The following is a 21,494-nucleotide window of genomic DNA, read 5'->3' as shown; positions in this document are numbered from 1 at the left end:
TGCCTTTTCGGCTTAGTTGCTGCTGGTCAGCGTTATATCAGCCAGAGTGGTCGGTTCAACGGTTGGTCGCAGCCCCAGCAGCGGCGCGACCCGGCGGATCATCTCGGCGGCGACGGGCACGGCGGTCCAGCCTGCGGTGCGGCGCGGCTCGTCGCCCGAGGTGTCCACAGGTTCGTCCAGCGTCACGACCAGCACGTATTTGGGATCATGCGAGGGGAAGATGGTGGCAAAGGTCGCGATGTTGCGGTCCTTGTAATAGCCGCCCTGCGGGTTGGGTTTGTCCGCCGATCCGGTCTTGCCGCCCACCGCATAGCCCGGCACCTCGCCAAAGCTGGCGGTGCCCGATGTGACCACCTTGCGCAGCATCGCGCGCGCGGCTTCGGCGGCCTTGGCGCTCATCACGCGCGCGCCCTGCTGGGTCCGGCCATCCTGCTTGAGGATCGTGGGCTGCACGGTAAAGCCGCCGTTGGCGATCGCGGAGTAGCCTGCGGCCAGTTGCATGGGCGAGGTCGACAGCCCGTGACCATAAGAGATGGTCACTGCGCTGAGGTCGGTCCACTGCTTTGGCAGCAAGGGTTTGCCCTGCGCCGCCTCGACGATCTCGAAGGGGGTCGCATCGAAAAAGCCAAGCGATTTCAGGAACTGCTGCTGACGCTCGACGCCGATCTGCAATGCCAGACGGCCAGAGCCGCGGTTGGACGAGTGCACGATCACGTCGGCCACGCTGATCATGCCGTAGTTCTTGTTCTTGAACTCGCCGATGGGAAAGCCGCCGACGCGCATGGGCGGTGTCGTGTCGATGATCGTGTCGGCAGTGACCAGCCCCAGATCAATCGCCTGTGCGGCGGCAAAGATCTTGAACACCGACCCCAGCTCGTAAACCCCCTGCACCGACCGGTTGTAAAGCGGGCTGTCGGACGGATCGCCCGTGACAGCGGGGCGCGGACGGTCGTTAGGGTCGAACGTGGGCAGCGACACCACCGACACCACTTCGCCGGTGTGCACATCCATCAGCACCGACGTGGCCCCCTTGGCGTTCATCAGCTTCATGCCGCCCCAAAGCACACGTTCGGCTGCGGCCTGAACGGTCAAGTCCATCGACAGTGTCAGCGGCTTGCCCGCGTTTTCGGGGGCGCGCAGGTAGTCGTCAAAGTATTTCTCGACACCGGCCACGCCGATCACCTCGGCGGCACTCACGCCTTCCTTGCCGAAGGACGCGCCGCCCAGCACATGCGCGGCAAGCGTGCCGTTGGGGTAAAGGCGCATGTCGCGCGGGCCGAAAAGCAGGCCTGGATCACCGATCTCGTGCACCGCCTGCATCTGCTCGGGGCTCATTTTCTTCTTGATCCACAGGAACTTGCGCTTGCCGGTAAAGTCGCGGACCAGACGGTCGTGGTTCAGGTCTGGAAAAATCTCGACGAGTTGCTCGGCGGCATAGAGCGGGTCGATCATGTGGCCGGGCTGCGCATAGAGCGCGTGGGTTTCGAAGTTGGTGGCCAGAAGCCGCCCGTTGCGGTCCACGATGTCGGCGCGGGCGGCGGAGATTGCCGCACCGGGCGCATAGGCGCGCGGCTCGGACGGCTCGGAGATTGAAAGAAGGCCCATCCGGGCACCCACGACCACGAAGGCGCAGACGAAGAACAGGCCGAGGATCAGCAGACGGCTTTCGGCACGCGCCCGCATCCGGTCGCGCATCTCCTCGTGGCGGATGCGCTTGTTCTCGCGCTCGATCGCGTCGGGGTTTTCGCCATTGGCCCGTGCAGGCAGAATGCGCGCCAGCGGGCGCAGCGGGACGCGGATCATTCGTCGGCCTCCATGGTCGAGACATCCGTGGGATTGGTGACGATCAACTCGGGCGGCATCGGATAGGCCACCTGGTCGATGATGCCGAACTGTTCGGGGGCCAGCGGCAGCAGGCCCAGACTGTCATAGTTGATGTCAGCCAGATCGCGCAGCCGGTCGGGCCGGTTGAGGTAGGCCCACTCGGCCCGCAGCACCGCCAGCCGCGCGTGGGCGCGCTGGATGTTGCGGTGCAGTTTCTCGGTCTCGGCCAGCGATTGCTGCGTGGCATAGTTTTCGCGGTAGGCCCAGAAGGCCAGGCCGATCACGCTCAGCACTGTCAGGATGTAAAGCACTGATTTCATTTACTCGAACACTCCTGCCGTATAGGGCATACCAATGGATTTCGCGTCGATCTGACCGGATGGCGCATCGGTGCGCGTGGCGATCCGCAGCTTGGCTGAGCGCGCGCGCGGGTTGGCGTCGACCTCTTCGGGGTCGGCGGCGATGGCCTTGCGGGTCTTTTGGGTGAACTGCGCCGCTTGCGCTTCGGTCTCGGGGGCGTAGCGGTTGGCGTTGGCCTGGCTGCCGGTGCGCGCGGTCAGGAACCGTTTGACCATGCGGTCCTCGACCGAATGAAAGGTGACCACGGCCAACTGCCCGCCAGGTTTCAACGCCCGCTCTGCGGCCATGAGCCCGCGGTAAAGCTCGCCGTATTCGTCATTCACCGCGATGCGCAGCGCCTGAAAGCTGCGGGTGGCGGGGTGCGATTGGTTCGGCTTGGCGCGTGGCAGGCAGGATTCGATGATCTTGGCCAGACGCAGGGTGGTGGTGATCGGGGCGACATCGCGTTCGCGCACGATGGCCTTGGCGATGCGGCGGCTGGCGCGTTCCTCGCCGTATTGAAACAGGATGTTGGCCAGCACGGCCTCGTCGCCTTGATTGACCAGATCGGCAGCCGAGGGGCCATCCTGGCTCATCCGCATGTCAAGCGGTCCGTCGCGCATGAAGGAAAATCCGCGCTCGGCCAGGTCCAGCTGCATCGAGCTCACGCCCAGATCCAGTACAACACCGTCCAGATCCTGTACATATTCGTCCAGCCGGGAAAACACGCCCTGCTGCATCACGATCCGGTCGCCATAGTCGCCCGCCCAGTCCGCCGCCATCTCGAACGCCAGCGGATCGCGGTCCACCGCGATCACACGGTCGGCACCGGCATCGAGCAGCGCACGGGTGTAGCCCCCTGCCCCGAAGGTTCCGTCCAGCCATGTCCCAGTGATGGGTGCGCAGTCGCGCAGGATGGCGTTGATCAGAACCGGAATATGTGGCCCCCCAGCCATGATCTACTCCGTCTCCCCGTCCAGATAGACGGACGGATCAAGGTCCGGGTCATAGCCGTCGCCCTCGAGGTCGTCATGCACCTCGTCGAACTTGTCGGGGTTCCATATCTCGAATGTGTCGCCCGAGGCCGCAAAGCGCGCGGTATCGGTCAGGCCGATCTTTTCGCGCAGCTTGGCCGACAGCACGATGCGGCCGGTGTCGTCGACGACGGTTTCGATGGCCTGGGTCGAATAGAGACGTTCCATCGCCTTGCGCTTGGCGGAGCCGCGCGGGTGTTTGGAAATCTTTTCGTCAACCTCGTCCATGGCCTCGATGGTGAAGCCTTCGAGGTAGTCGCGGGTCTTGCCGCCGTAGACGATGATGATGCGGGGCGGCAGGCCTTCGGTCCACTCGGGGTCGGACCCTTCGATCACACGGCGAAACGAGGCCGGGATGGAGACCCTGCCCTTTGCGTCCACCTTGTGGTCGCTTTCGCCTCTGAACCTGCGTGCCATCTGGCCTGGTCCGTCCCAAAATTGCGCCCGTTGTCTTTCAGGCTTTTGCTGTCCCCGGATCTTGAATTAAAAACGGCGGGTTGATCTGCTGCCACTGATCAACCCGCCGCCTGTCCCGCTTGGCGGGATGTCCAGCTGCGCGCGCCACCTGGGGGGATGTCTGCTCGCTCACGCGCCGGATCTCTGGTCTGATGAAAGCGAGGTGCCTGTATGAAACCTGCTAGAGTTTTGTTTGTCTGCGTGGGGTCGTTTGGTGCCCCGTGTCTCGTTCTCATCCGATGCACAAGTGATGGCATGGGAATTTATGGGCAGCAATAGTTTTTTGTGGGTCCAAGCCACCAATTGTTGTTCGGGGAAAGGCTTATACACAACATATTGTGGATAAAAATCGGCGGAATTTAGCTCAATTGGTTTTGAAATGGTGATCTAACACAAGATATAGTGCTGACCCGCAGGCCGAAATAACTGCCCATGCTTTCCCAAAAAACTTATCCACAGATCGTGCGGATACGCCATGTTTCCATTATGTTCTCAAGCAGTCTTTGCTTTGCTGCGGTGAATCACCCTGAAAACCGCGCTTCACGGCGCTGTGATTCGTCGTGAGAGGGTCGGATTCCATATTTGGCCCATGAATTCCCACGCCTCTGGCGCGAGGCAAGCGCCCGTGCCATGAATTCCCGAAGCTGAGGGGTGACCCAACCCTGCGCCCGCGCCCTGTCGCTGTGTAAGTAAACGCACCCACGCCATGCCGTTTTTTCGGGATTGCACGGGCTTCGTTGCGGGAACAAAACACAAGTCACCACGGTTGCCTCAGCATGCGTGTGCTTCTTCTCCATAATCCAACCGCCGGAAGCGGGGATCACTCGAGGGAAAGGCTGACGCGCCTGCTGGCGAGCCGGGGTCACACAGTTTCATATCGCGACATCAAAAGCGACGGGATCACTCCGAAGGATGCGTCAGAGGTTGACCTGATCGCGATCGCGGGTGGCGACGGGACTGTCGGAAAAGCTTTTCGTGCGTTCATAGACGCAGACAGGCCCTTTGCGATCATACCGCTCGGCACGGCAAACAATGTGGCGCGCAGCTTGAACGTTCCCTTGGGTGCAGAAGATGGCTTTGGCTGGCTTGATGGGGCGGAAGAATGCCAGATTGATGTCGGAGTTGCGCGGGGGCCGTGGGGCACGCGCCTGTTTTTCGAAGCCGTGGGGATCGGTCCGCTGGCCGAGATGATGCAGGCTGGCAAGGCGGCAGATTTCAACCCGGAGGAAAAACAGCACTTCGGGGCCGAGGCACCGCAGCGGCTTGTGCGGGACGCATATCCGCAGGACTGGCAGGTGCGGGCAGACGGGCAGGACTTGTCTGGCGACATGATTCTGCTGGAGGTTCTGAACATGCCGATCACCGGCCCTAATCTTCCGCTTGGGCCGTCGGGGTGCTTTGACGACGGACGGCTTTGCCTGTCCATCCTCCGCGCGCCGGGGCAGGAGAGCTTTGCCCACTGGCTTGCGGGATCACGTGAGCGCCCGGCGACCGGTCTGGAAAGGCTGAACGCGAAGCGGGTTGAACTGGTTTGGAAGGGAGAAGCCCTGCGGATTGACGACGATCTGCCGGAGCCACCTGATGAAGCCGCAAAAGTCGTCATCGCACTGGCACCGCAAAAGCTGAGAGTGCTGATCCCGAAGGAAAATGGAGGCGTGTAATGGCGGAGTTGAGCGAGCGCGATCTGGTCGAGATCGAACGAGAGGCGGTGGACCTTGCCACCATGGCCGGGGCGCAGATCACCGCCGCACTCGGTCGGACTCTGGCAGTGCGCTACAAGAGCGAGGCAGAGGATGTGCAGCATCTGCGCGATCCGGTGTCGGAGGTCGACGAGGATGTGGAGGCGCGCATAAGAGACCGGGTGGCGTCGCTGTTCCCCGGACAGGACGTGCTTGGCGAGGAAAGTGAAGAGCGGCCGGGCCGCGATCATGATGTTGTTTGGGCGATCGACCCGATTGACGGCACGGCGAACTTCGTCAACGGTTTCCCGATCTTTGCGGCCTCGATCGGTGTTCTTCATCGTGGCGTGCCGGTCGTCGGGGCTGTCTGGTGCTCGACCAGCCACGCGCTGAGAAGCGGCGTTTACCATGCGCGAAGAGGGGGGCGACTGTCTTTCGAATCAGACGTGTTCGAGCCGGTCTTGAACCCGGTTGTTCGTCGGCGGCTGATCGGGCTTGGCAAGGGCGCGGACGCCGAAGGACTGCCGGGGGACGTGCGCCGCACCGGTTCAGCGGCTGTCGAGTGCGCCTTTACCGCGGCAGGTCTTCTCGCGGCGACGCGTATCGAGACGCCGAACATCTGGGATGTCGCCGGCGGTTTCCCCCTGCTTGAGGCTGCCGGAGCAGCGATCAGGGTCGATACGGGCAACGGTTGGCAGGGTTTTGACGGCTTCATGGTCGAGGGCGGTGCAGATGGGGAGACCGACCTGCGGCACTGGCGGGGCCGCGTCGTCGCCGGTACGCGTGAGATCGTGGACGCGCTGTGCCGACGATCCGACTAGTTTGGTGGTATGGCAGCAAGGCTGCGCCGCCATGGAATCGCGGATGTGACGCGTCGCCCCCTGCGATCCTGGTCTTCGCAGAGTGACACTCTCGTTCGTCCGCGCGCTCTTATCCGCCTTCACGGAAACCTGGGTACAGCATCATGCCGCCATCGACGTAGAGGGCGTGTCCATGGACATAGTCGCTCTCGTCCGAAGCCAGCCACAGAACCGCGCGGGCGATATCGTCCGGTTCGCCGACGCGTCCGTAGGGAATGAGCTTGAGAAGGTCCTGACGGCTGTCTTCGTCCTCCCAGGCGTCCCGGTTGATGTCGGTCATTATGGCGCCGGGAGATACAGCGTTGACGCGGATCTTGTCGGGACCGAGCTCCTGCGCCAGAGATTTCATCAACATCAGCGTTCCCCCCTTCGCCGCGCTGTAGTTGCTGCGTCCTGCCCATGGGATGCTGTCGTGGACCGAGCTCATGAAGATGATGTTGCCGGACGCGCCGTCGCTTGGTCTTTCCCGCGCACAGAACGCTCTTGCCGCGGCACGTGCGCAAAGAAACTGACCGCGAAGGTTGGTGGATAGGACCGCATCCCAATCATCAGCAGACATGGAAATCAGATCTGCGTCTTTCTGGATGCCCGCGTTGGCCACAAGGACATCCGGCGGCCCGAGATCCTTGTGGCATCGCTCGAACATGGTCTCGACCTGGTTTTCGTCGCTGACGTCGGTCTGATGGGCGACGGCGCTGCCGCCTGCGGCCGCGATCTGAGCGACCACGTCTTCAGCACTCTGCCGGTCGTCGTAGTAATTCACCAACAGACGCGCACCTGCCTTTGCAAGCCGCAATGCGGATGCGCGCCCGATACCGGAGCTTGCCCCGGTCACGAGTGCTACACGTCCCTCCAAAGGTCTATCAGACATCATGATCTCCTTTGCCTTGATGCGTTCGAAGCAGCCAAACCCCAGACGGCTTGGACGGTGCTCGAATGGCACGGCGCCGCGTTAGGGATGACCTTTCAGGGTCGAGACGCGCAGAGGGGCGTTTGATCCGCCCAGCCCGGCCCATTTCCGATTGGTTACGAAAAGTCCTGGCCGCATCGGTTTCGCCCGCATCGGTTTTGCCCGCACCGGTTTCGCAACGTCTGCTGTAAAATGCGTCACACGTGAAAAGGTTCCCGCACCGTCAACGGTTGGTGGGGAACCAAATGCATCACGTGGTGTTTTGCTTTCAAGTGAGACACTGAAAAATACGCTTCTTGTCGTGGGCGTACATCGCAAACAGCCAAGTGAATTTCGGAACATGCATGCAAATCACAGACAAACTGCAGCGTGTGTTTCACGAAAGGTCGAAGAAGGCGGCCACACACGCCCGAGGTCAATATCGTGCCCGTGCACCTGTTTCATTTGCCGTTCTTAGTCCGTTGAAGGTGTTGGTCATCCTTGGCCACCCGCGAGGTGCGGCGAGTTTTTGCGGAGCCTTGGCCGAGCGCTATCTGGAAGGCGCGCAAGCTGTCGGATGCGACGTTCGGATGGTGGATCTGGCCGCTCTGGATTTCGATCAGAACATGTCTTTTGCCACGCCTCGGTTGCAGACGATGGAGCCGTCTTTGGTCGCAGTTCGTGACGACATAGAATGGGCCGAACACTTCGTCTTCGTCTATCCGACCTGGTGGGGAACCTACCCGGCCCTGCTCAAGGGATTTCTAGATCGCATTCTTCAGCCCGATTGGGCCTTCAGAGAGATTTCCGGGGGAACTGGTTTTGAAGGACTGCTCTCGGGACGGACCGCCGAACTTATTACCACGATGGACACTCCGGCACTGGTTCAGTCGCTGATCAACAAGGCACCGGGCCGCAATGCGATGGCGCGCGCCACGCTGGGATTCTGCGGCATCGAGGTTACCTGCCACACGCGCTTTGGCCCGGTGAACCGATCAACGTCGGCGGAGCGTGACCGCTGGCTGGAAAACATCGAAGCGCGTGCCCGAAACCTTGTCCGCGGCCCGCGCCCCCCCGTTCGACGCGCATGGGCAGCGGTCAAACCCTGGCTGACCGCGTTCAGGTTGCAATTCTATCCGATGACGTTTCTTGCCTATCTGATCGGCGCCTTTCTGGGGTCCGAGGATGGCGCGTTCGATCATCTGCAATTCTGGACGGGCTATCTGTTCATGTTCACGCTTGAAGCCGCCACTGTGTTTTCCAATGATCTTTTCGATTTCGAAAGTGACCGGCGCAACAGGTTCTGGGGGCCATTCAGCGGCGGCTCTCGCGTGCTGCATCTGCGCGCACTGACGCAAGAGAGGCTGACGACGGGCGTTTGGCTGACCCTGATGCTTGCGCTACTGCTGGCGGGCGCCATGATTGCCATGAGCGGGTCGCCATGGCTGGTTGGCGGGCTTGCCATCGGGCTGGCAATTCTGGCTATCGGGTACACCGTCCCGCCGCTGAAGCTCAGCTACCGGACGCTGGGCGAGGTGGATGTCGGGGTGACGCACAGTTTCTTTCCCATTCTTCTGGGCATGGCGTTGCAGGGCGGATCGGTGGCCCGGCCCGAACCGTGGCTGATCGCCTTGCCGATGTGTTTGTCGATCCTGCCGGCGATCATCCTGTCTGGTGTACCGGATCATGACGCCGACAGAGCGGTTTCCAAGAACACGATTGCCGTGCGTTTCGGAATTCGCCCCGCATTCGCTGTTTCCGCAATCTTCGCTGTCGTCGCGGCGACGCTTGCCGCCTTGTTGCAATTCTACCTGCTGCCGGGGATCTATGGCACGGTGCCGACCGTCCTTGTTCTGGCGCATGCGGTCCTGCTGGTGCGGCGGCTGATGACGGAATATGGCGAAGATGCCAAGCCGCGCCGGATCGACACCACGATGGTTTTGGCGCTGTCCTATATCCTGTGGTTTTGCGTCCTTCCCCTGATTGCAATGTAACCCCATGTGCCCATGAGAGACGGCTATGGTTGCAGATCGGGCGCGACACCATGACAGCCTCAGATCGCCGCCTGCGCAACCTCGCTCGATTTGATGCTCAACCCGAAGCCGGGGCGGCTGGCATCGGGTGTGACGCGGCCTTGGTCCTGACCCGGAGCACCGTCGAACAGCATGTGTTCCAGACGGACGTGATCGTGAAACCACTCGATGTGTTGCGCATGGGGCAGAGCTGCGCAGATGTGCAGGTGCAACGCTGGGGCGCAATGGGCCGATATCGGAACCTGAAACGCCTCCGCCAACCGCGCGGCTGCAAGAAACCCGGTAACGCCGCCGCAGCGCGTCGCATCGGCCTGAAGGACATCGACAGCCCCCGCTTCCAGCATCCGCCGAAAATAGCAGGGGTCATAGCCATATTCGCCTGCCGTGATCGCCATGCCTGCGGGCCCACGGTCGCGCAGCAGGCGCAGGCCCGCCAGATCATCCGACGACACCGGCTCTTCGAACCATCGCACGTCAAATCGCGCGCAGGTCTCGGCCATCGCAAGCGCCTGCTTGGGCGTGAACGCCCCGTTCGCATCGACGAACAGCCCGCAGTCGTTGCCAATCGCACCGCGTGCCACGCGTATCCGTTCGGGGTCGCGCTGCGGATCGCGCCCGATCTTCATCTTGACGCTTTTGATCCCGGCCCCGGCCCAGTCGCCCAGCTGTCGCGCCAGTCGGTCATCGGAGTATGAGGTGAAACCGCCCGAGCCGTAGATCGCGATGCTGTTCTGCGCCTGCCCCAGCAATTGCGCCACCGAAACCTCGAGCAGCCGTGCCTTGAGATCCCACAGCGCGTTGTCCACCGCCGAAACCGCCATCGACGCGATGCCGGCCCGGCCGTCGTTGCGCAGGGCGTGCAGCATCGCGCGGTGGGCGGCGGGAATGTCGAAAGCGTTCAGACCCGCGACCGCATCCGCAAGCGTGTTGTTGATGTAAGTGCCGACAGCCGGGTCGCCGTAGCTGTAGCCAATCCCGGTGGTGCCGCCTGCGTCGATCTGCACGATGACGATGGTCGTCGCATCCCATTTCAGCGTCCCGTCGGATTCAGGCTGATCCGTCGGGACGCGGCAGGCAGTGACGCGCGGCGTCCCCAGCGTTGGCACAACGCGCATCACCCTACCCGGTGACGCGCTTGAAGGTCTGCCATAGGATACCGCCCGCATCCGGGTCGCCCGCCGCCAGCGCCTTGGCGTAGCTTTTCGCCTGGCTCAGCGTGATGTGGGGCGGCAGCGTCGGCACGTCCGGGTCGGTCACCGCGTCAATCACCGTCGGGCGATCAGAGGCAAAGGCCGCATCCCAGGCCGGGCCGATCTGGTCGGGTGTTTCCACGCGGATGCCGTTCAGACCCAGGGACTGCGCGTAGTGGGCGTAATCAAACGGCGGCACGTCCTGGGTTTCGGGCACGCGGGGGCTTTCGCCCATGGCGCGCAGCTCCCAGGTCACCTGGTTGAGATCGTTGTTGTTCAGCACCGCGATCACCATGCGCGGGTCGGACCATTCGCGCCAGTATTTCGCGACCGTGATCAGCCCGTTGATGCCCAGCATCTGCATCGCACCGTCACCGACGAACCCCACGGCCACGCGGTCGGGATAGCAGAACTTGGCCGCCGTGGCATAGGGAACAGCCGGGCACATCGTCGCCAGCGTGCCCGACAGCGACGCCTTCATGCCGGGGCGAACCTTGATCGCGCGGGCAAACCAGTTGGCGGAAGACCCTGAATCCGCCGCGATGATCGCATTGTCGGGCAACCTCGGCGAGGCCTCCCAGAACACCCGTTCGGGGTTGATCGGGTCCGCCTCCTGATGCGCGCGGCCTTCGGCGTCTTCCCACCACGTGCCGACGCGCTTCTCGATATTGTCGCGCCAACTGCGATCTTCCTTTGCCTCCAGATGCGGGATCAGCGCGCGCAGCGTGGCCGCGGCATCACCAACCAGGTTCACCTCCATCGGGTAGCGGATGGATTCCATCGCCGGGTCGATGTCGATCTGAACACCGCGCGCCTTGCCCTCCTTGGGCAGAAATTCCGAATAGGGAAACCGCGAGCCCACCATCAGCAGGGTGTCGCAATGGCGCATCATCCAATCCGACGGCTCGGTGCCCAACAGACCCATTTGCCCGGTGACGAAAGGCAGATCATCCGGCAGAACCGCCTTGCCCAGCAGCGCCTTGGCGACACCTGCACCCAGCAGATCGGCAACCTGCACCAGCTCGTCCGCGGCATCCAAGGCCCCTGCCCCGGCCAGGATCGCGACCTTTTTGCCCGCGTTCAGCGCCTCGGCGGCGCGGGTCAGATCGGCCTGCTCGGGCACCACGCGCGGCGCGGCATAGCCGATGCCGGAATGGACCGTGCCATGCGCGTGGGCGGGCGTCTCTACCGCATCGGCCTCCTGGACGTCGTTGGGAAAAATCAGCGCGGTGGGCAGGCGTTTGGCCATCGCGATGCGCATGCCGCGATCAATCAGATGGCGCGTCTGCGCCGGAGCCATGCAGGTGTGGATGTAATCCTTGGCCACGTCCTTGAACAGCACCTGCAAGTCCACCTCTTGCTGATAGTTGCCGCCCATCGCCGCGCGCGCCTGTTGGCCGACAATGGCAAGCACCGGCTGATGGTCCAGCTTGGCGTCGTAAAGCCCGTTCAGAAGGTGGATGGCACCCGGACCGGATGTCGCCATGCACACGCCCACCTCGCCCGTCCACTTGGCATGGGCGCAGGCCATGAAGGCTGCTTCTTCCTCGTGCCGCGTCTGAATGAAATCAATCGTATCGTCACGCCCCAGCGCGCCCACCAGACCGTTGATGCCGTCACCGGGGTAGCCATAGATGCGGCGCACCCCCCAGTCGTGCAGACGTTTGAGGATGAAATCTCCGACAGTATCTGCCATGTGATGTTCCTTTCATGTCTTGACGCTGCGGGGTCAGTGCGGCTTTGGCATGGGCCCCAGGTCAGGGCCCAGGATAGGCCACCGTCGTCAGCAGCGCGTTTTCGGCGCGGCGGGAATCCAGCCGCGTGTGCTGTACCACCACGGGCTGATCGGCCTCGATCAGACAGGCGTAATCGGTGCCGCGCGGTACGGGTTCGGGGTCGTCCAGATCGTTAAAGCGCTGATGGCGCGTGCGTTGCGCCGGAACTGTCAGCCGGTAAGGGCCAACCGGCGCGCGATCGGCAAAAAACAGCGTCAGCGTCACATGCGCGTCGGCTTCGCCGGTATTGAGGATGCAGACCGTCTCGTGACTGGTCATCGCAGGCTCGGGACCGTTGCTTCCCTCGGGAATGTAACCTTCTGCAATGGCCCAGCGGGTCTGTCCGATCGGAGTGGTCATCGCCCTGCTCTCCCTCGTGTCAGGCGGTCGTCACATGGTCGTCAAACGCAGCCTTGCGGCCAAAGGTTCCCCCTTCTGTGGCCGGTGAAACCGCACCGTCGCAAAAGTTTGTCAGAGTTTTGTCGGAACGTTTTCAGAGTGACCATCGTTGATTTCTCATCCTATTTCGGAGGCAGGAGACGACCGTGCGACCCAGCGCTCGCAACACCCGAAACCGCGACACGCGCAGTGCCGCCCTGGGGATCGGGGCGCTGGCCATCCTTGGCGGGGCCGCCATCCTGATGCAGCGCCGGACGCAGCCCAAACCCCGGCCAAAACCCCGACGCAAACTTCGCCGCTCTGCTGCGATCATGGGTGCCAGCATGCTGGTCGACAGCGCGATGGAGCATTTTCGCGGCGGATTTCACAACAAGGCGATGTTAGCGGCGCCTGTCCTGGCTGCGGCCTCGACCCTTGGTGCGACCGCCAGGGCCCCACATATGCTGCCGGTGCACGCAACCTCGGTCGCGGTGGGTGCCGCAGGCCTTGGGTTTCACGGCTACAACATCGCAAAACGACCCGGAGGGTTCAATTGGGACAACCTGTTCTATGCGGCTCCCATCGGCGCGCCGGGCGGTCTGGCGGTGACCGGGCTGCTGGCCCTGGCAAGCGATGCGCACACGGCGCGGCACGGGCGGATGCTGGCAGGGTTCACGGCGCTCGCGACACTGGCCGAAACCGCCGAGGTCGCGCTGCTGCATTTCCGCGGTGCCTGGCACAATCCGGCGATGTACCTGCCCGTCACGATACCGCCGATCGCCGCCGCGCTGCTGCTGGAACAAGCGCTGCACCCCAATCCAAAGACCCGCGGTGCGGCGCGCGGTGCCCAGCGCCTGATGGCGGCAATGGGTGTCGTCGGCACCGGATTTCACATCTACGGTGTCAGCCGCCAGATGGGCGGATGGCACAACTGGCGCCAGAATGCCTTTGACGGGCCGCCCGTCTCTGCCCCCTCCAGCTTCATCGCATTGGCGCTCTCGGGCAAGGCGGCGCTGGATCTGATGGAGGGAGCACCATGAGCCCCCGTTTCCACGCCCCCTATCCCGGTTGGGATATCCTCGACAAATGGGAAAGCCCGTCTTTCAACGACATCACGCGCGCGGTGCTGCGCCGCCGCCTGACCGAGGTGCACGCGCGTCGCTTTTTCACACCAGCCGAATGGCTTGCGGTGCAGGCGCTGTGCGACGTGGTGATGCCCCAGAACGACAACCCGCGCCCGGTTCCCCTGGCCGACTGGATAGACGCCGCCCTGCACGAGGGGCGCAGCAGCGGAACCCGCCATGCCGACATGCCAAGCCCCCGCGACGCGTGGCGGCAGGGGATCGCGGCCCTGGAGGCCGAGGCGCAGGCACGCGGCGCTGACGGTTTCGCCAACCTTGAGCGTGATGCGCAAAACGCGATGCTTCGGGATGTGGACGACGGCAAGGTGTCCACAGAGCACTGGCACGGGCTGCCGCCGCAACGCTTCTTTCGCAACCTGGTCCTGGCCGAGATCGTCGCGGTCTATTACGCGCACCCGACCGGCCAGAGCGAGATCGGCTATGGCGGCCCGGCAAGCCCGCGCGGGTATGTCCGCATGCAACCCAACCGCGCGGACAGCTGGGAAGCGCCGCCGGGCGATTGGCCCGACGAGGACACGCCATGAGCCATGCGCACCGACCACGCGCCATAGACGGCCAGGCCCCCGATGTTTTCAGCCGCGACGACACGGTGCCGATGCGCCAGTTCGCCGACACCGACGAGGTGGACTTTGCCATCGTCGGCACCGGCTGCGGCGGCGGGGTACTGGCCGCCAAACTGGCCGAAGCAGGCTTCTCCGTCGTCGCCTTCGATGCCGGTGCCTTCTGGCGACCGCTGTCTGATTTTGCATCGGACGAGCGCGAGCAAGAGAAACTCTACTGGCTGGACCCCCGGATATCGGACGGCGCCGATCCGCTGGAATTCGGGTCCAACAACTCCGGGCGCTCGGTCGGCGGGTCCTCGGTGCATTTCCAAATGGTCGCCCTGCGCTTTCGCCCCGAATGGTTCGCCGCGCGCAGCCGTCTGGGTTATGCGATCGACTGGCCCGTCGATTGGCGCGAGATGTGGCGGTACTATGACGAGGTCGAGCGCGCCTGCGCCATCTCCGGCCCCTTGACCTACCCTTGGGGACCAGATCGCGGCCGCTATCCTTACCGCGCGCATGAGGTCAACGCCGCCGGTCAAGTGCTCGCACGCGGAGCCGAGGCCCTTGGCGTCGACTGGGCACCGACACCGCTTGCCACCGTGTCGGCCCCGCGCGGCAAATCCCCGCCTTGTGTCTATCGCGGCATGTGCAAGATCGGCTGCTCGACCAATGCCAAGCAAAGCGTCCTTGTCACCTATATCCCCCGCGCGCTGGATGCGGGCGCGGAAATCCGCGATCTGGCGATGGTAACCCGCATCGCGACCGACAGGCAGGGCCGCGCCACCGGCGTCGAATATCACCGCGATGGCCAGAGCCGGTTTCAAAAGGCAAGGAATGTCGTCTGCGCCGGCTATTCCATTGAGACGCCGCGCCTGCTCTTGAACTCTGCCAATGCGCGTCAGCCGACGGGGCTTGCGAATTCCTCCGATACCGTGGGGCGTTACCTGATGGTCCACCTCAACGATGCCATCTGGAGCGTGATGGACGACGAGATCAGATGGTACAAGGGCCCGCCCTCGATGGCCTGCTGCGAGCATTGGAACTACATCGACGACCACCCGGACAAGGATTTTGACGGCGGCTATGCCTTCATGAGCCAAGGCCCCCTGCCCACCGACTATGCCAGGACATTGGTCACCAACAGCGGTGTCTTCGGTCACGAACTGCGCCGAAAGATGGCGCTCTACAATCGGATGGCCGGGCTGAAGATGGTCGGCGAAACCATGCCCTGCGCCGACAACCGCGTGACGCTGGCGGAGGAGACCGACGCCTTTGGGGTGCCGCGCGCCCACGTCACCTATGCGCACGACGACAACGACCGCCGGATGCGTCGCCACGCCCGCGCCTTCATGGCGCAGATGCTGGAGGCCGCAGGCGGGCGCGACCTGCTGGAAACCAGTTCGACCGCGCATCTGATGGGCGGCTGCCGGATGGGCGCGGACCCCGAAACGAGCGTCACCGACAGTGACGGGCGCACATGGGACGTGCCGAACCTGTGGGTCTGCGACGGATCGCTGATGCCGACGGGCGGCGGGGTCAATCCGTCGATGACGATCATGGCCAATGCCGCGCGCATCGCCGACCGGATCAAGACGCTGTGCGCAAGCGGGACGTCGGAGCGTGCCCATGGCTGACGGCGCCACATTGCCCGCGCGTGAAAGCCGCTATGCGCCCATCGGCGATTATGCCCTGATCGGTGACACCCAGGCTGCCGCTCTGGTCGGGCGAAAGGGCGCGATCGACTGGCTGTGCCTGCCCGACATGCCCGACGCGTCGATCTTTGCCGAACTGCTCGACTGCGAACGTGGCGGCTGTTTTTTCGCAGGCCCGGCAGAGCGCGCGCACAGCACGCGCCGCTATCTGCCAGATACACCCATCCTGGAAAGCACGCATGAAACCGATGCAGGCACCCTGCGGATCACAGACTTCATGCCGATCCCGTCGGGCGGGCGACGGCGCGACGTTACCGCCGCGCGCCGGGTGATCCGGCTGGTCGAGGCGCTGGACGGAGAGCCCGAACTGGCCATCCGCTTTGCCCCCCGCCCCAACTTTGGCGAGGTCATGCCGCACCTGAAACGGCGCAGCGCAAACCTGTGGACCTTGTCCGACGCCAATGATTTTCTGGCGCTGCAGTCGGACATCCCGCTGGAACGCACCGCGCAGGGCACGCTCGGCGCGCGCATCCGGCTCAAGGCAGGCGAGCAGCGCTTGCTCGCGCTGTCGTTCTGCCGCGCAGACATCGGGGTCTTGATGCCGCTTGCCGGATGCCTGCCCGAACTGGGAACCACCGAACGCTGGTGGCAGGACTTCTGCGCAACCTGTTCCTATGACGGGCCGTTCCGCGATGCAGTGGTGCGCAGCCTGATCACCCTGCGGCTGCTGACCTTCAGCCAGTCCGGCGCGGTGCTTGCGGCCCCCACCACCAGCCTGCCCGAGGCCGTGGGCGGCACCCGCAACTGGGATTACCGCTTTTGCTGGCTGCGCGATTCTTCGTTCATTCTGGGCAGCTTTCTCGATCTGGGCTACCGGGACGAAGGCGCGGCATTCTTTCGCTGGCTGATCCACGCCACCCGGCTGACCGCACCGCAACTCGATGTGTTCTATAACGTCTTCGGACACACGATGGTGCCCGAGCGCATCCGCCACGCGCTTGAGGGTTGGCGCGGCTCGGGCCCGGTGCGCACGGGCAACAGCGCGCACAAGCAGCTTCAACTGGATGTCTACGGCGAGATCATCAATTCCGCCCTGCTCTATGCCCGGCAAGGCGGCACCCTGGATTTCGCCCAGCGCGGCCGTTTGCGCGAATTGGCAGGCGAGGTCTGCAAAAGCTGGACCCTGCCCGACAACGGCATGTGGGAAGTGCGCAACATCCGCCGCCATCACACCTATTCCAAGGCGATGTGCTGGGCCGGATTGGATTCGCTGCTGCAGCTTTGCCAGATGGGTCACCTGAGCCTGGACACCGACCGCTTGAGGCGCGAACGCGCGGCCATCCGCGAAAACATCCTGTCCCACGGGGTCAGCGCCGAACACGGCACGCTGACGGGGGCCTACGGGCACGATTACATGGATGCGGCGCTGTTGCTGCTGCCCCGCCTGGGACTGATTGCGGCGGATGATCCGCTGATGGTGGCGACCTTCGAGAGGATCGAGCGCGATCTCGGCCACGGCGCGCAAATACGGCGCTATCCGTCCAGGATCGACGGCTTCGCTACGACCGAAGGCACCTTTACCGCCTGCGGCTTCTGGGCTGCCGACTACCTCGCGCGGCGCGGCGACACCGACGCGGCCCACGACCGGATCGCCGCGCTCTTGGGCAACGCCAATGATCTGGGCCTGATGTCCGAGGAAACCGACCCAGAGACGGGCGAGATGCTGGGAAACTTCCCGCAGGCCTTTTCCCATGCCGACCTGATCCGCGCCGCAACAACACTGGGACGGCAACTGGAAGGCCGCAAGCCAAAGGAGAAATCGTGAACGACTGGCAGCAGATCATGCAGACATGGCCCGCGATCGTGTTGTGGGGGCTGATCGCCTCGGGCGCTATGGCCACCGCGCTCGAAGGCTCGCGGCTTTTGGGGTTTTCGCGGATGAGCCTGCCGTTTCTGTTCGGCACCGTCTTTACCATGCGCCGGGCCGTGGCGATGGTCGTGGGCTACCTCGCCTATCTGCTGGGCGGCTGGGTCTTTGCCTTTCTCTATGCGCTGATCCTGCAGGATCTTGGCAGCGGGTCCTGGTGGATCGGCGGACTTCTGGGGCTGGCGCACGGCGCGTTTCTGGTCACCGTGTTCCTGCCGCTGCTGCCCTTCGTGCACCCCAATGTCGCGACGCATTACGACGGCCCCTCCGCGCTGTCGCGGCTGGAGCCGCCGGGAGCCTTCGGGTTGAACTACGGCTATGCAACGCCCGCGACGACCATCGCGGCGCAGGTTCTCTACGGGGTCATTTTCAGCGCAGGCTATGGGATGACACTGGGCTGATCTGCTGCGTTCGACACCAGCCACCCTACGCCGGACGCCACCGTGTCCGCGGTGGCCGCGGTCGACGACCGCGAGAGCCCGGGCGGCAATCCGTCAGCACCTCGACCTGCTCCAAAGCCCCGGCGAGGGTGTGGCCGTCGTAGGGGCCGCCGGACAGTGCCCGCATGCCGACGATGAAGCCCTCGTCGATGGTGGCGGCGACACTGACCCTGGTGCCGAACTCGCACCTGCACCCGCGCCTATCTCATTTGCATGACAGGCCGACTACCTGATCGAGTGGCTCCGTCACCTTTGCATTGATAAGGCGGGTTTTGCCAGTCACGATACCTTTCCTTGAAACCATTTCAGTGCGTTATCGTACACCCAGACATGCCCCCTCTGCATTCTTACCGTACTGTGATATGAATAATCATTGGCTGTCATTCCATCAGGGCGACGCCGACTGAGAGACCTCGGACACTGCGCTCTTGCCCCAAGGAGCAAAGGCATGGCATGCCCAAACGTCTCATCTGTCCATTTGGTCAAAACAATCTGCTTCATACGTTATCCGCCGCTGACCGCACACTGATCGAGCCGCACCTGCAACACGTGGATATGGACAGGCGAATGGTCATGGAAGGGCCAAACAAACCGGTCGAACATATCTACTTCCTGAAGTCTGGTGTCGGCTCGACGGTCGCATCGAGCGAAAGTGGCCGCCGTATCGAAGTTGGTCTCTTCGGTTGTGAAGGTATGTCGGGAACTTCGGTGGTTTTGCAGACAGCACATTCTTCCTTTGAAGTCTTTATGCAGATTTCCGGTGAAGGTTTTGCCATCGAGGCCGACAAGATGCGAGGTCTGCTGGAGCAAAGTCCGTCAATGCAGCGCCATCTGCTGCGATATGTGCAGACGTTGATGACGCAGACCTCGCAAACGGCACTGTCGAACGGGCAGTGCAAGCTGGAAGAGCGCCTCGCCCGCTGGCTTTTGATGTGCCATGACCGGATCAACGGCGACGTAATGGAACTGACCCACGAGTTCCTTTCAGTCATGCTGGGCGTGCGCCGCGCTGGCGTGACCGTCGCGATCCACATGCTTGAGGGCAAGGGACTGATCCGCGCCCGTCGCGGGGAGATTGTCATCCTCGACCGCGAAGGGCTCGAGAATGATGCGCAGAATTCCTATGGGGTTCCCGAAACGGAATATGCCCGCGTGATCGGCTTTGATCGGCCCGACGCGTAGGATTTGGTATTCGCAACCTGATATGTGGTTCCCAGCTTGCCTCTGGTGCACGCTCGTTGCTTGGACACTTCAGCTGCCAGCCGTTTGATGGTCGGACAATGAGATCGCCGCCACCGTGGCACAGCCACGTCCGGGGTTCGGCACGGGCCATCGGGCCTATCCCTATTACGGCTAGGGCTGGACGGCAGGCAGCCAGTATCACGACATGCCCTGCACCGGTGACGAGGTGCGCGCCACGGAACCGCTCGACGACAAGCGCTTCGGCGACTGGCGCGCAGGCGCGCAGACAACCTGTCCGTGCATATCCTCGGGCGGGACCGTCTTGGTGTTGCAAATTTCGGAACACCGGGGCGCAGTCGACGTTGAAGTCAGGAGAGGCACGCATGCCTCTTGGCTAACCGAAGCGAACTGACATCGGTGATGGCCGCATTCGGGGGCATCAGATCCCCGGATACCGGTAGAGGGACAGGTTTCGGCCTTCCCGGTGGCCCGCGCATTCATTTGGCGCAGGGCCGCCGCACGCACCGCGTCGAACAGAACAGTCAAACCGCCAGTGCTCTCTTGCGGAACAACGCTCCTGTGAGCTGCGGGGGATGCCCGGAACAAGGCAACCTTTCGCAACACCGCAAGCATGGCCCGGCGGGCAAAACCAGATGGAGGACGACATGAACATTCCCACATTCTCCGGCATATCGGCGGTCGCAGTGGCGGCCACGCTTGCCCTCACCCCGGCCCCGTCCATCGCGCAAGAGGCAAACGTGTCTCCGCCGCAGGACTTCACCGAAATCGTCGCTGAACTGAGCCCCGCCGTCGTCGGCATTACCGCACGCGGTGTTGCGGCCCCCCGCAGAGCCATGCCGGGGCAAGGTATGCCCGGACCCTTCGGGCAGACGCCCGAAGGCCAGACGCCTCAGCGCGAGACCGTCGCCGGGGGGTCCGGCTTCATGATCAGCGACGAGGGCTATATCGTCACCAACAATCACGTGGTCGAGGGGGCCACCCAGCTTGAGATCCTGCTCGAAGACGGCTCCACCCGCGCGGCGGAACTTATCGGCACGGACCCCGCAACCGATATCGCCGTTCTGCAGATCGCGGATGCGTCCGACATCGCCGTGGCGTCGTGGGGCGACAGCGACGCGATGCAGCCCGGTGCGTGGACCATCGCCATCGGCAGCCCCTTCGGGCTTGGCGGCACTGTCACGGTCGGCGTGCTTTCGGCCACCTCGCGCGTGATCGGAGCGGGCCCCTACGACGCGTTCCTGCAAACTGACGCCTCGATCAATTCGGGCAACTCCGGCGGCCCGCTGTTCAACACCTCGGGCGAGGTCATCGGCGTCAACACGGCGATCTTCTCGCCCGGTGGCGGCAATGTCGGGATCGGCTTCGCCGTCCCCACCAGCATCGCGCAGAACGTCGTGCAACAGCTGATTGACACGGGCGAGGTCGAGCGCGGCTTTATCGGTGTGAACCTGCAAGGCGTGACCGATCCACTTGCGCGCGCCATCGGCCTTGAAGACACCCAAGGTGCGATCGTCACACGGGTCGAACCCGGCGCCCCCGCCGAAGCTGCCGGCATCCGCGCCGGTGACGTGATCTTGTCCATCGACGGCACCATGGCGGAGGACGCCCGCGATATCTCGCGCATGGTCGCAGACATCGCACCGGGGTCCGAGGTTCCGGTCACGGTGTTCCGCGACGGTGAGCAGATCGAGGTCACCCTGACCCTGGCCGAGCGCAATGCAGCCGCACAGCCCGAAAGCACCGAGATGCCCGCAGAAAGCGCGATGCTGGGACTGGCGGTATCGCCCGTGCCGGAACTTGTCCGCCGCAATCTGGGTCTGCAGGAAGGCGAGGCCCTGATGGTTCAGAACGTCCAGTCCGGCAGCCCCGCCGCCGAAGCAGGGCTGAGACAGGGTGACGTGATCCTGAGCGCAGGCGACGAAAGCATCAGCTCTGCCGACGTGTTGTCCGAAGCCTGGTCCGAAGCGCGCGCAGCGGGCCGTCCGCTGTTGCTGCAGGTCAATCGCGGCGGCAACACCGTCTATCTTGCGGTGGAGCCCGATGACGACGCGGGTGAAGGGCAAAACTGACCCACGTCGTCAAGAAACCACCGGCTTTCGTTCCTGGACTGCCGGGAACGGAAGCCGGG

18 protein-coding genes and 1 pseudogene are annotated in these 21,494 nt (G+C 63.6%); 10 read left to right on the top strand and 9 right to left on the bottom strand.

Annotation, left to right across the window (positions count from 1 at the left end; translation table 11 throughout):
- Window positions 1–12: 12 nt before the first annotated feature.
- Genes NTA49_RS07490 through mraZ form a run of 4 tightly spaced genes read right to left on the bottom strand, consistent with a single transcriptional unit; the run spans window position 13 to window position 3,614 of the window.
- Entirely contained in the window at window positions 13–1,803 is a 1,791-nt protein-coding gene (locus NTA49_RS07490) for a peptidoglycan D,D-transpeptidase FtsI family protein (protein WP_258294066.1), read from the bottom strand.
- Window positions 1,800–2,144, bottom strand: a complete 345-nt coding sequence (ftsL, locus tag NTA49_RS07485) for a cell division protein FtsL (RefSeq protein ID WP_258294065.1) — start codon at window positions 2,142–2,144, stop codon at window positions 1,800–1,802. Before ftsL ends, NTA49_RS07490 begins: the two co-directional genes overlap by 4 nt.
- Window positions 2,145–3,119: a 16S rRNA (cytosine(1402)-N(4))-methyltransferase RsmH gene (gene rsmH / locus NTA49_RS07480; protein ID WP_258294064.1), complete on the bottom strand. Its 975-nt coding sequence runs from the start codon at window positions 3,117–3,119 to the stop codon at window positions 2,145–2,147. It abuts the gene before it with no gap.
- A 3-nt stretch (window positions 3,120–3,122) separates the two neighbouring features.
- Window positions 3,123–3,614, bottom strand: a complete 492-nt coding sequence (gene mraZ, locus NTA49_RS07475) for a division/cell wall cluster transcriptional repressor MraZ (RefSeq protein ID WP_258294062.1) — start codon at window positions 3,612–3,614, stop codon at window positions 3,123–3,125.
- Window positions 3,615–4,429: 815 nt separating this feature from the next.
- Here mraZ and NTA49_RS07470 point away from each other — a divergent pair.
- On the top strand, window positions 4,430–5,314 hold the full coding sequence (locus NTA49_RS07470) for a diacylglycerol/lipid kinase family protein (RefSeq protein ID WP_258294060.1): 885 nt from the start codon (window positions 4,430–4,432) through the stop codon (window positions 5,312–5,314).
- Window positions 5,314–6,153 (top strand): inositol monophosphatase family protein, encoded by an 840-nt coding sequence (locus NTA49_RS07465; RefSeq protein WP_258294059.1) that lies wholly within the window; start codon window positions 5,314–5,316, stop codon window positions 6,151–6,153. Before NTA49_RS07470 ends, NTA49_RS07465 begins: the two co-directional genes overlap by 1 nt.
- Before the next feature lie 109 nt (window positions 6,154–6,262).
- On the opposite strand, the gene NTA49_RS07460 is transcribed toward NTA49_RS07465, so the two are convergent.
- Window positions 6,263–7,063, bottom strand: coding sequence for a glucose 1-dehydrogenase (locus NTA49_RS07460; RefSeq protein ID WP_258294058.1), 801 nt, complete (start codon window positions 7,061–7,063; stop codon window positions 6,263–6,265).
- A 383-nt stretch (window positions 7,064–7,446) separates the two neighbouring features.
- On the opposite strand from NTA49_RS07460, the gene NTA49_RS07455 reads away from it, so the two are divergent.
- Window positions 7,447–9,075 carry an NAD(P)H-dependent oxidoreductase gene (locus tag NTA49_RS07455; RefSeq protein ID WP_258294057.1) on the top strand — a complete coding sequence of 543 codons (1,629 nt, stop codon included), beginning with the start codon at window positions 7,447–7,449 and terminating at the stop codon, window positions 9,073–9,075.
- Window positions 9,076–9,134: 59 nt separating this feature from the next.
- On the opposite strand, the gene NTA49_RS07450 is transcribed toward NTA49_RS07455, so the two are convergent.
- From NTA49_RS07450 to NTA49_RS07440, 3 genes are all read right to left on the bottom strand, one after another.
- Window positions 9,135–10,229 (bottom strand): enolase C-terminal domain-like protein, encoded by a 1,095-nt coding sequence (locus NTA49_RS07450; RefSeq protein WP_258294056.1) that lies wholly within the window; start codon window positions 10,227–10,229, stop codon window positions 9,135–9,137.
- Between the two features lie 4 nt (window positions 10,230–10,233).
- Window positions 10,234–12,000, bottom strand: a complete 1,767-nt coding sequence (locus tag NTA49_RS07445) for a thiamine pyrophosphate-requiring protein (protein ID WP_258294055.1) — start codon at window positions 11,998–12,000, stop codon at window positions 10,234–10,236.
- A gap of 61 nt (window positions 12,001–12,061) precedes the next feature.
- Window positions 12,062–12,439, bottom strand: coding sequence for a sensory rhodopsin transducer (locus tag NTA49_RS07440; protein ID WP_258294054.1), 378 nt, complete (start codon window positions 12,437–12,439; stop codon window positions 12,062–12,064).
- A gap of 185 nt (window positions 12,440–12,624) precedes the next feature.
- Between NTA49_RS07440 and NTA49_RS07435 the strand changes: the two genes are divergently transcribed.
- From NTA49_RS07435 to NTA49_RS07415, 5 genes are read left to right on the top strand one after another with little or no spacing between them, the layout of a single operon-like run.
- On the top strand, window positions 12,625–13,497 hold the full coding sequence (locus NTA49_RS07435) for a hypothetical protein (RefSeq protein ID WP_258294053.1): 873 nt from the start codon (window positions 12,625–12,627) through the stop codon (window positions 13,495–13,497).
- Window positions 13,494–14,123: a gluconate 2-dehydrogenase subunit 3 family protein gene (locus NTA49_RS07430; RefSeq protein ID WP_258294052.1), complete on the top strand. Its 630-nt coding sequence runs from the start codon at window positions 13,494–13,496 to the stop codon at window positions 14,121–14,123. Before NTA49_RS07435 ends, NTA49_RS07430 begins: the two co-directional genes overlap by 4 nt.
- A complete protein-coding gene (locus tag NTA49_RS07425; protein ID WP_258294051.1) occupies window positions 14,120–15,778 on the top strand; it encodes a GMC family oxidoreductase in 1,659 nt (552 codons plus the stop codon). Before NTA49_RS07430 ends, NTA49_RS07425 begins: the two co-directional genes overlap by 4 nt.
- Window positions 15,771–17,621, top strand: coding sequence for a glycoside hydrolase family 15 protein (locus NTA49_RS07420; protein WP_258294050.1), 1,851 nt, complete (start codon window positions 15,771–15,773; stop codon window positions 17,619–17,621). Before NTA49_RS07425 ends, NTA49_RS07420 begins: the two co-directional genes overlap by 8 nt.
- Window positions 17,618–18,124 carry a hypothetical protein gene (locus NTA49_RS07415; protein WP_258294049.1) on the top strand — a complete coding sequence of 169 codons (507 nt, stop codon included), beginning with the start codon at window positions 17,618–17,620 and terminating at the stop codon, window positions 18,122–18,124. Before NTA49_RS07420 ends, NTA49_RS07415 begins: the two co-directional genes overlap by 4 nt.
- A gap of 35 nt (window positions 18,125–18,159) precedes the next feature.
- On the opposite strand, the pseudogene NTA49_RS07410 reads toward NTA49_RS07415, so the two are convergent.
- A pseudogene (locus NTA49_RS07410) lies at window positions 18,160–18,353 on the bottom strand (IS5/IS1182 family transposase); the annotation flags it as partial.
- A gap of 263 nt (window positions 18,354–18,616) precedes the next feature.
- On the opposite strand from NTA49_RS07410, the gene NTA49_RS07405 reads away from it, so the two are divergent.
- Together NTA49_RS07405 and NTA49_RS07400 are read left to right on the top strand one after the other, a co-directional pair.
- Window positions 18,617–19,345 (top strand): Crp/Fnr family transcriptional regulator, encoded by a 729-nt coding sequence (locus tag NTA49_RS07405; RefSeq protein ID WP_258294048.1) that lies wholly within the window; start codon window positions 18,617–18,619, stop codon window positions 19,343–19,345.
- 665 nt (window positions 19,346–20,010) lie between these two features.
- The gene (locus tag NTA49_RS07400) at window positions 20,011–21,435 is read left to right on the top strand and encodes a Do family serine endopeptidase (RefSeq protein ID WP_258294047.1); all 1,425 of its coding nucleotides are present in this window, start codon (window positions 20,011–20,013) and stop codon (window positions 21,433–21,435) included.
- Window positions 21,436–21,494: the final 59 nt, after the last annotated feature.

The sequence above is a fragment of the Pseudosulfitobacter koreensis genome, from assembly GCF_024733015.1.
In the GTDB taxonomy this organism is placed as follows: Bacteria; Pseudomonadota; Alphaproteobacteria; order Rhodobacterales; family Rhodobacteraceae; genus Pseudosulfitobacter; species Pseudosulfitobacter koreensis.
The sequence above is the reverse complement of the archived record's forward strand: the minus strand, read 5'-3'. Positions and strand labels throughout refer to the sequence as shown.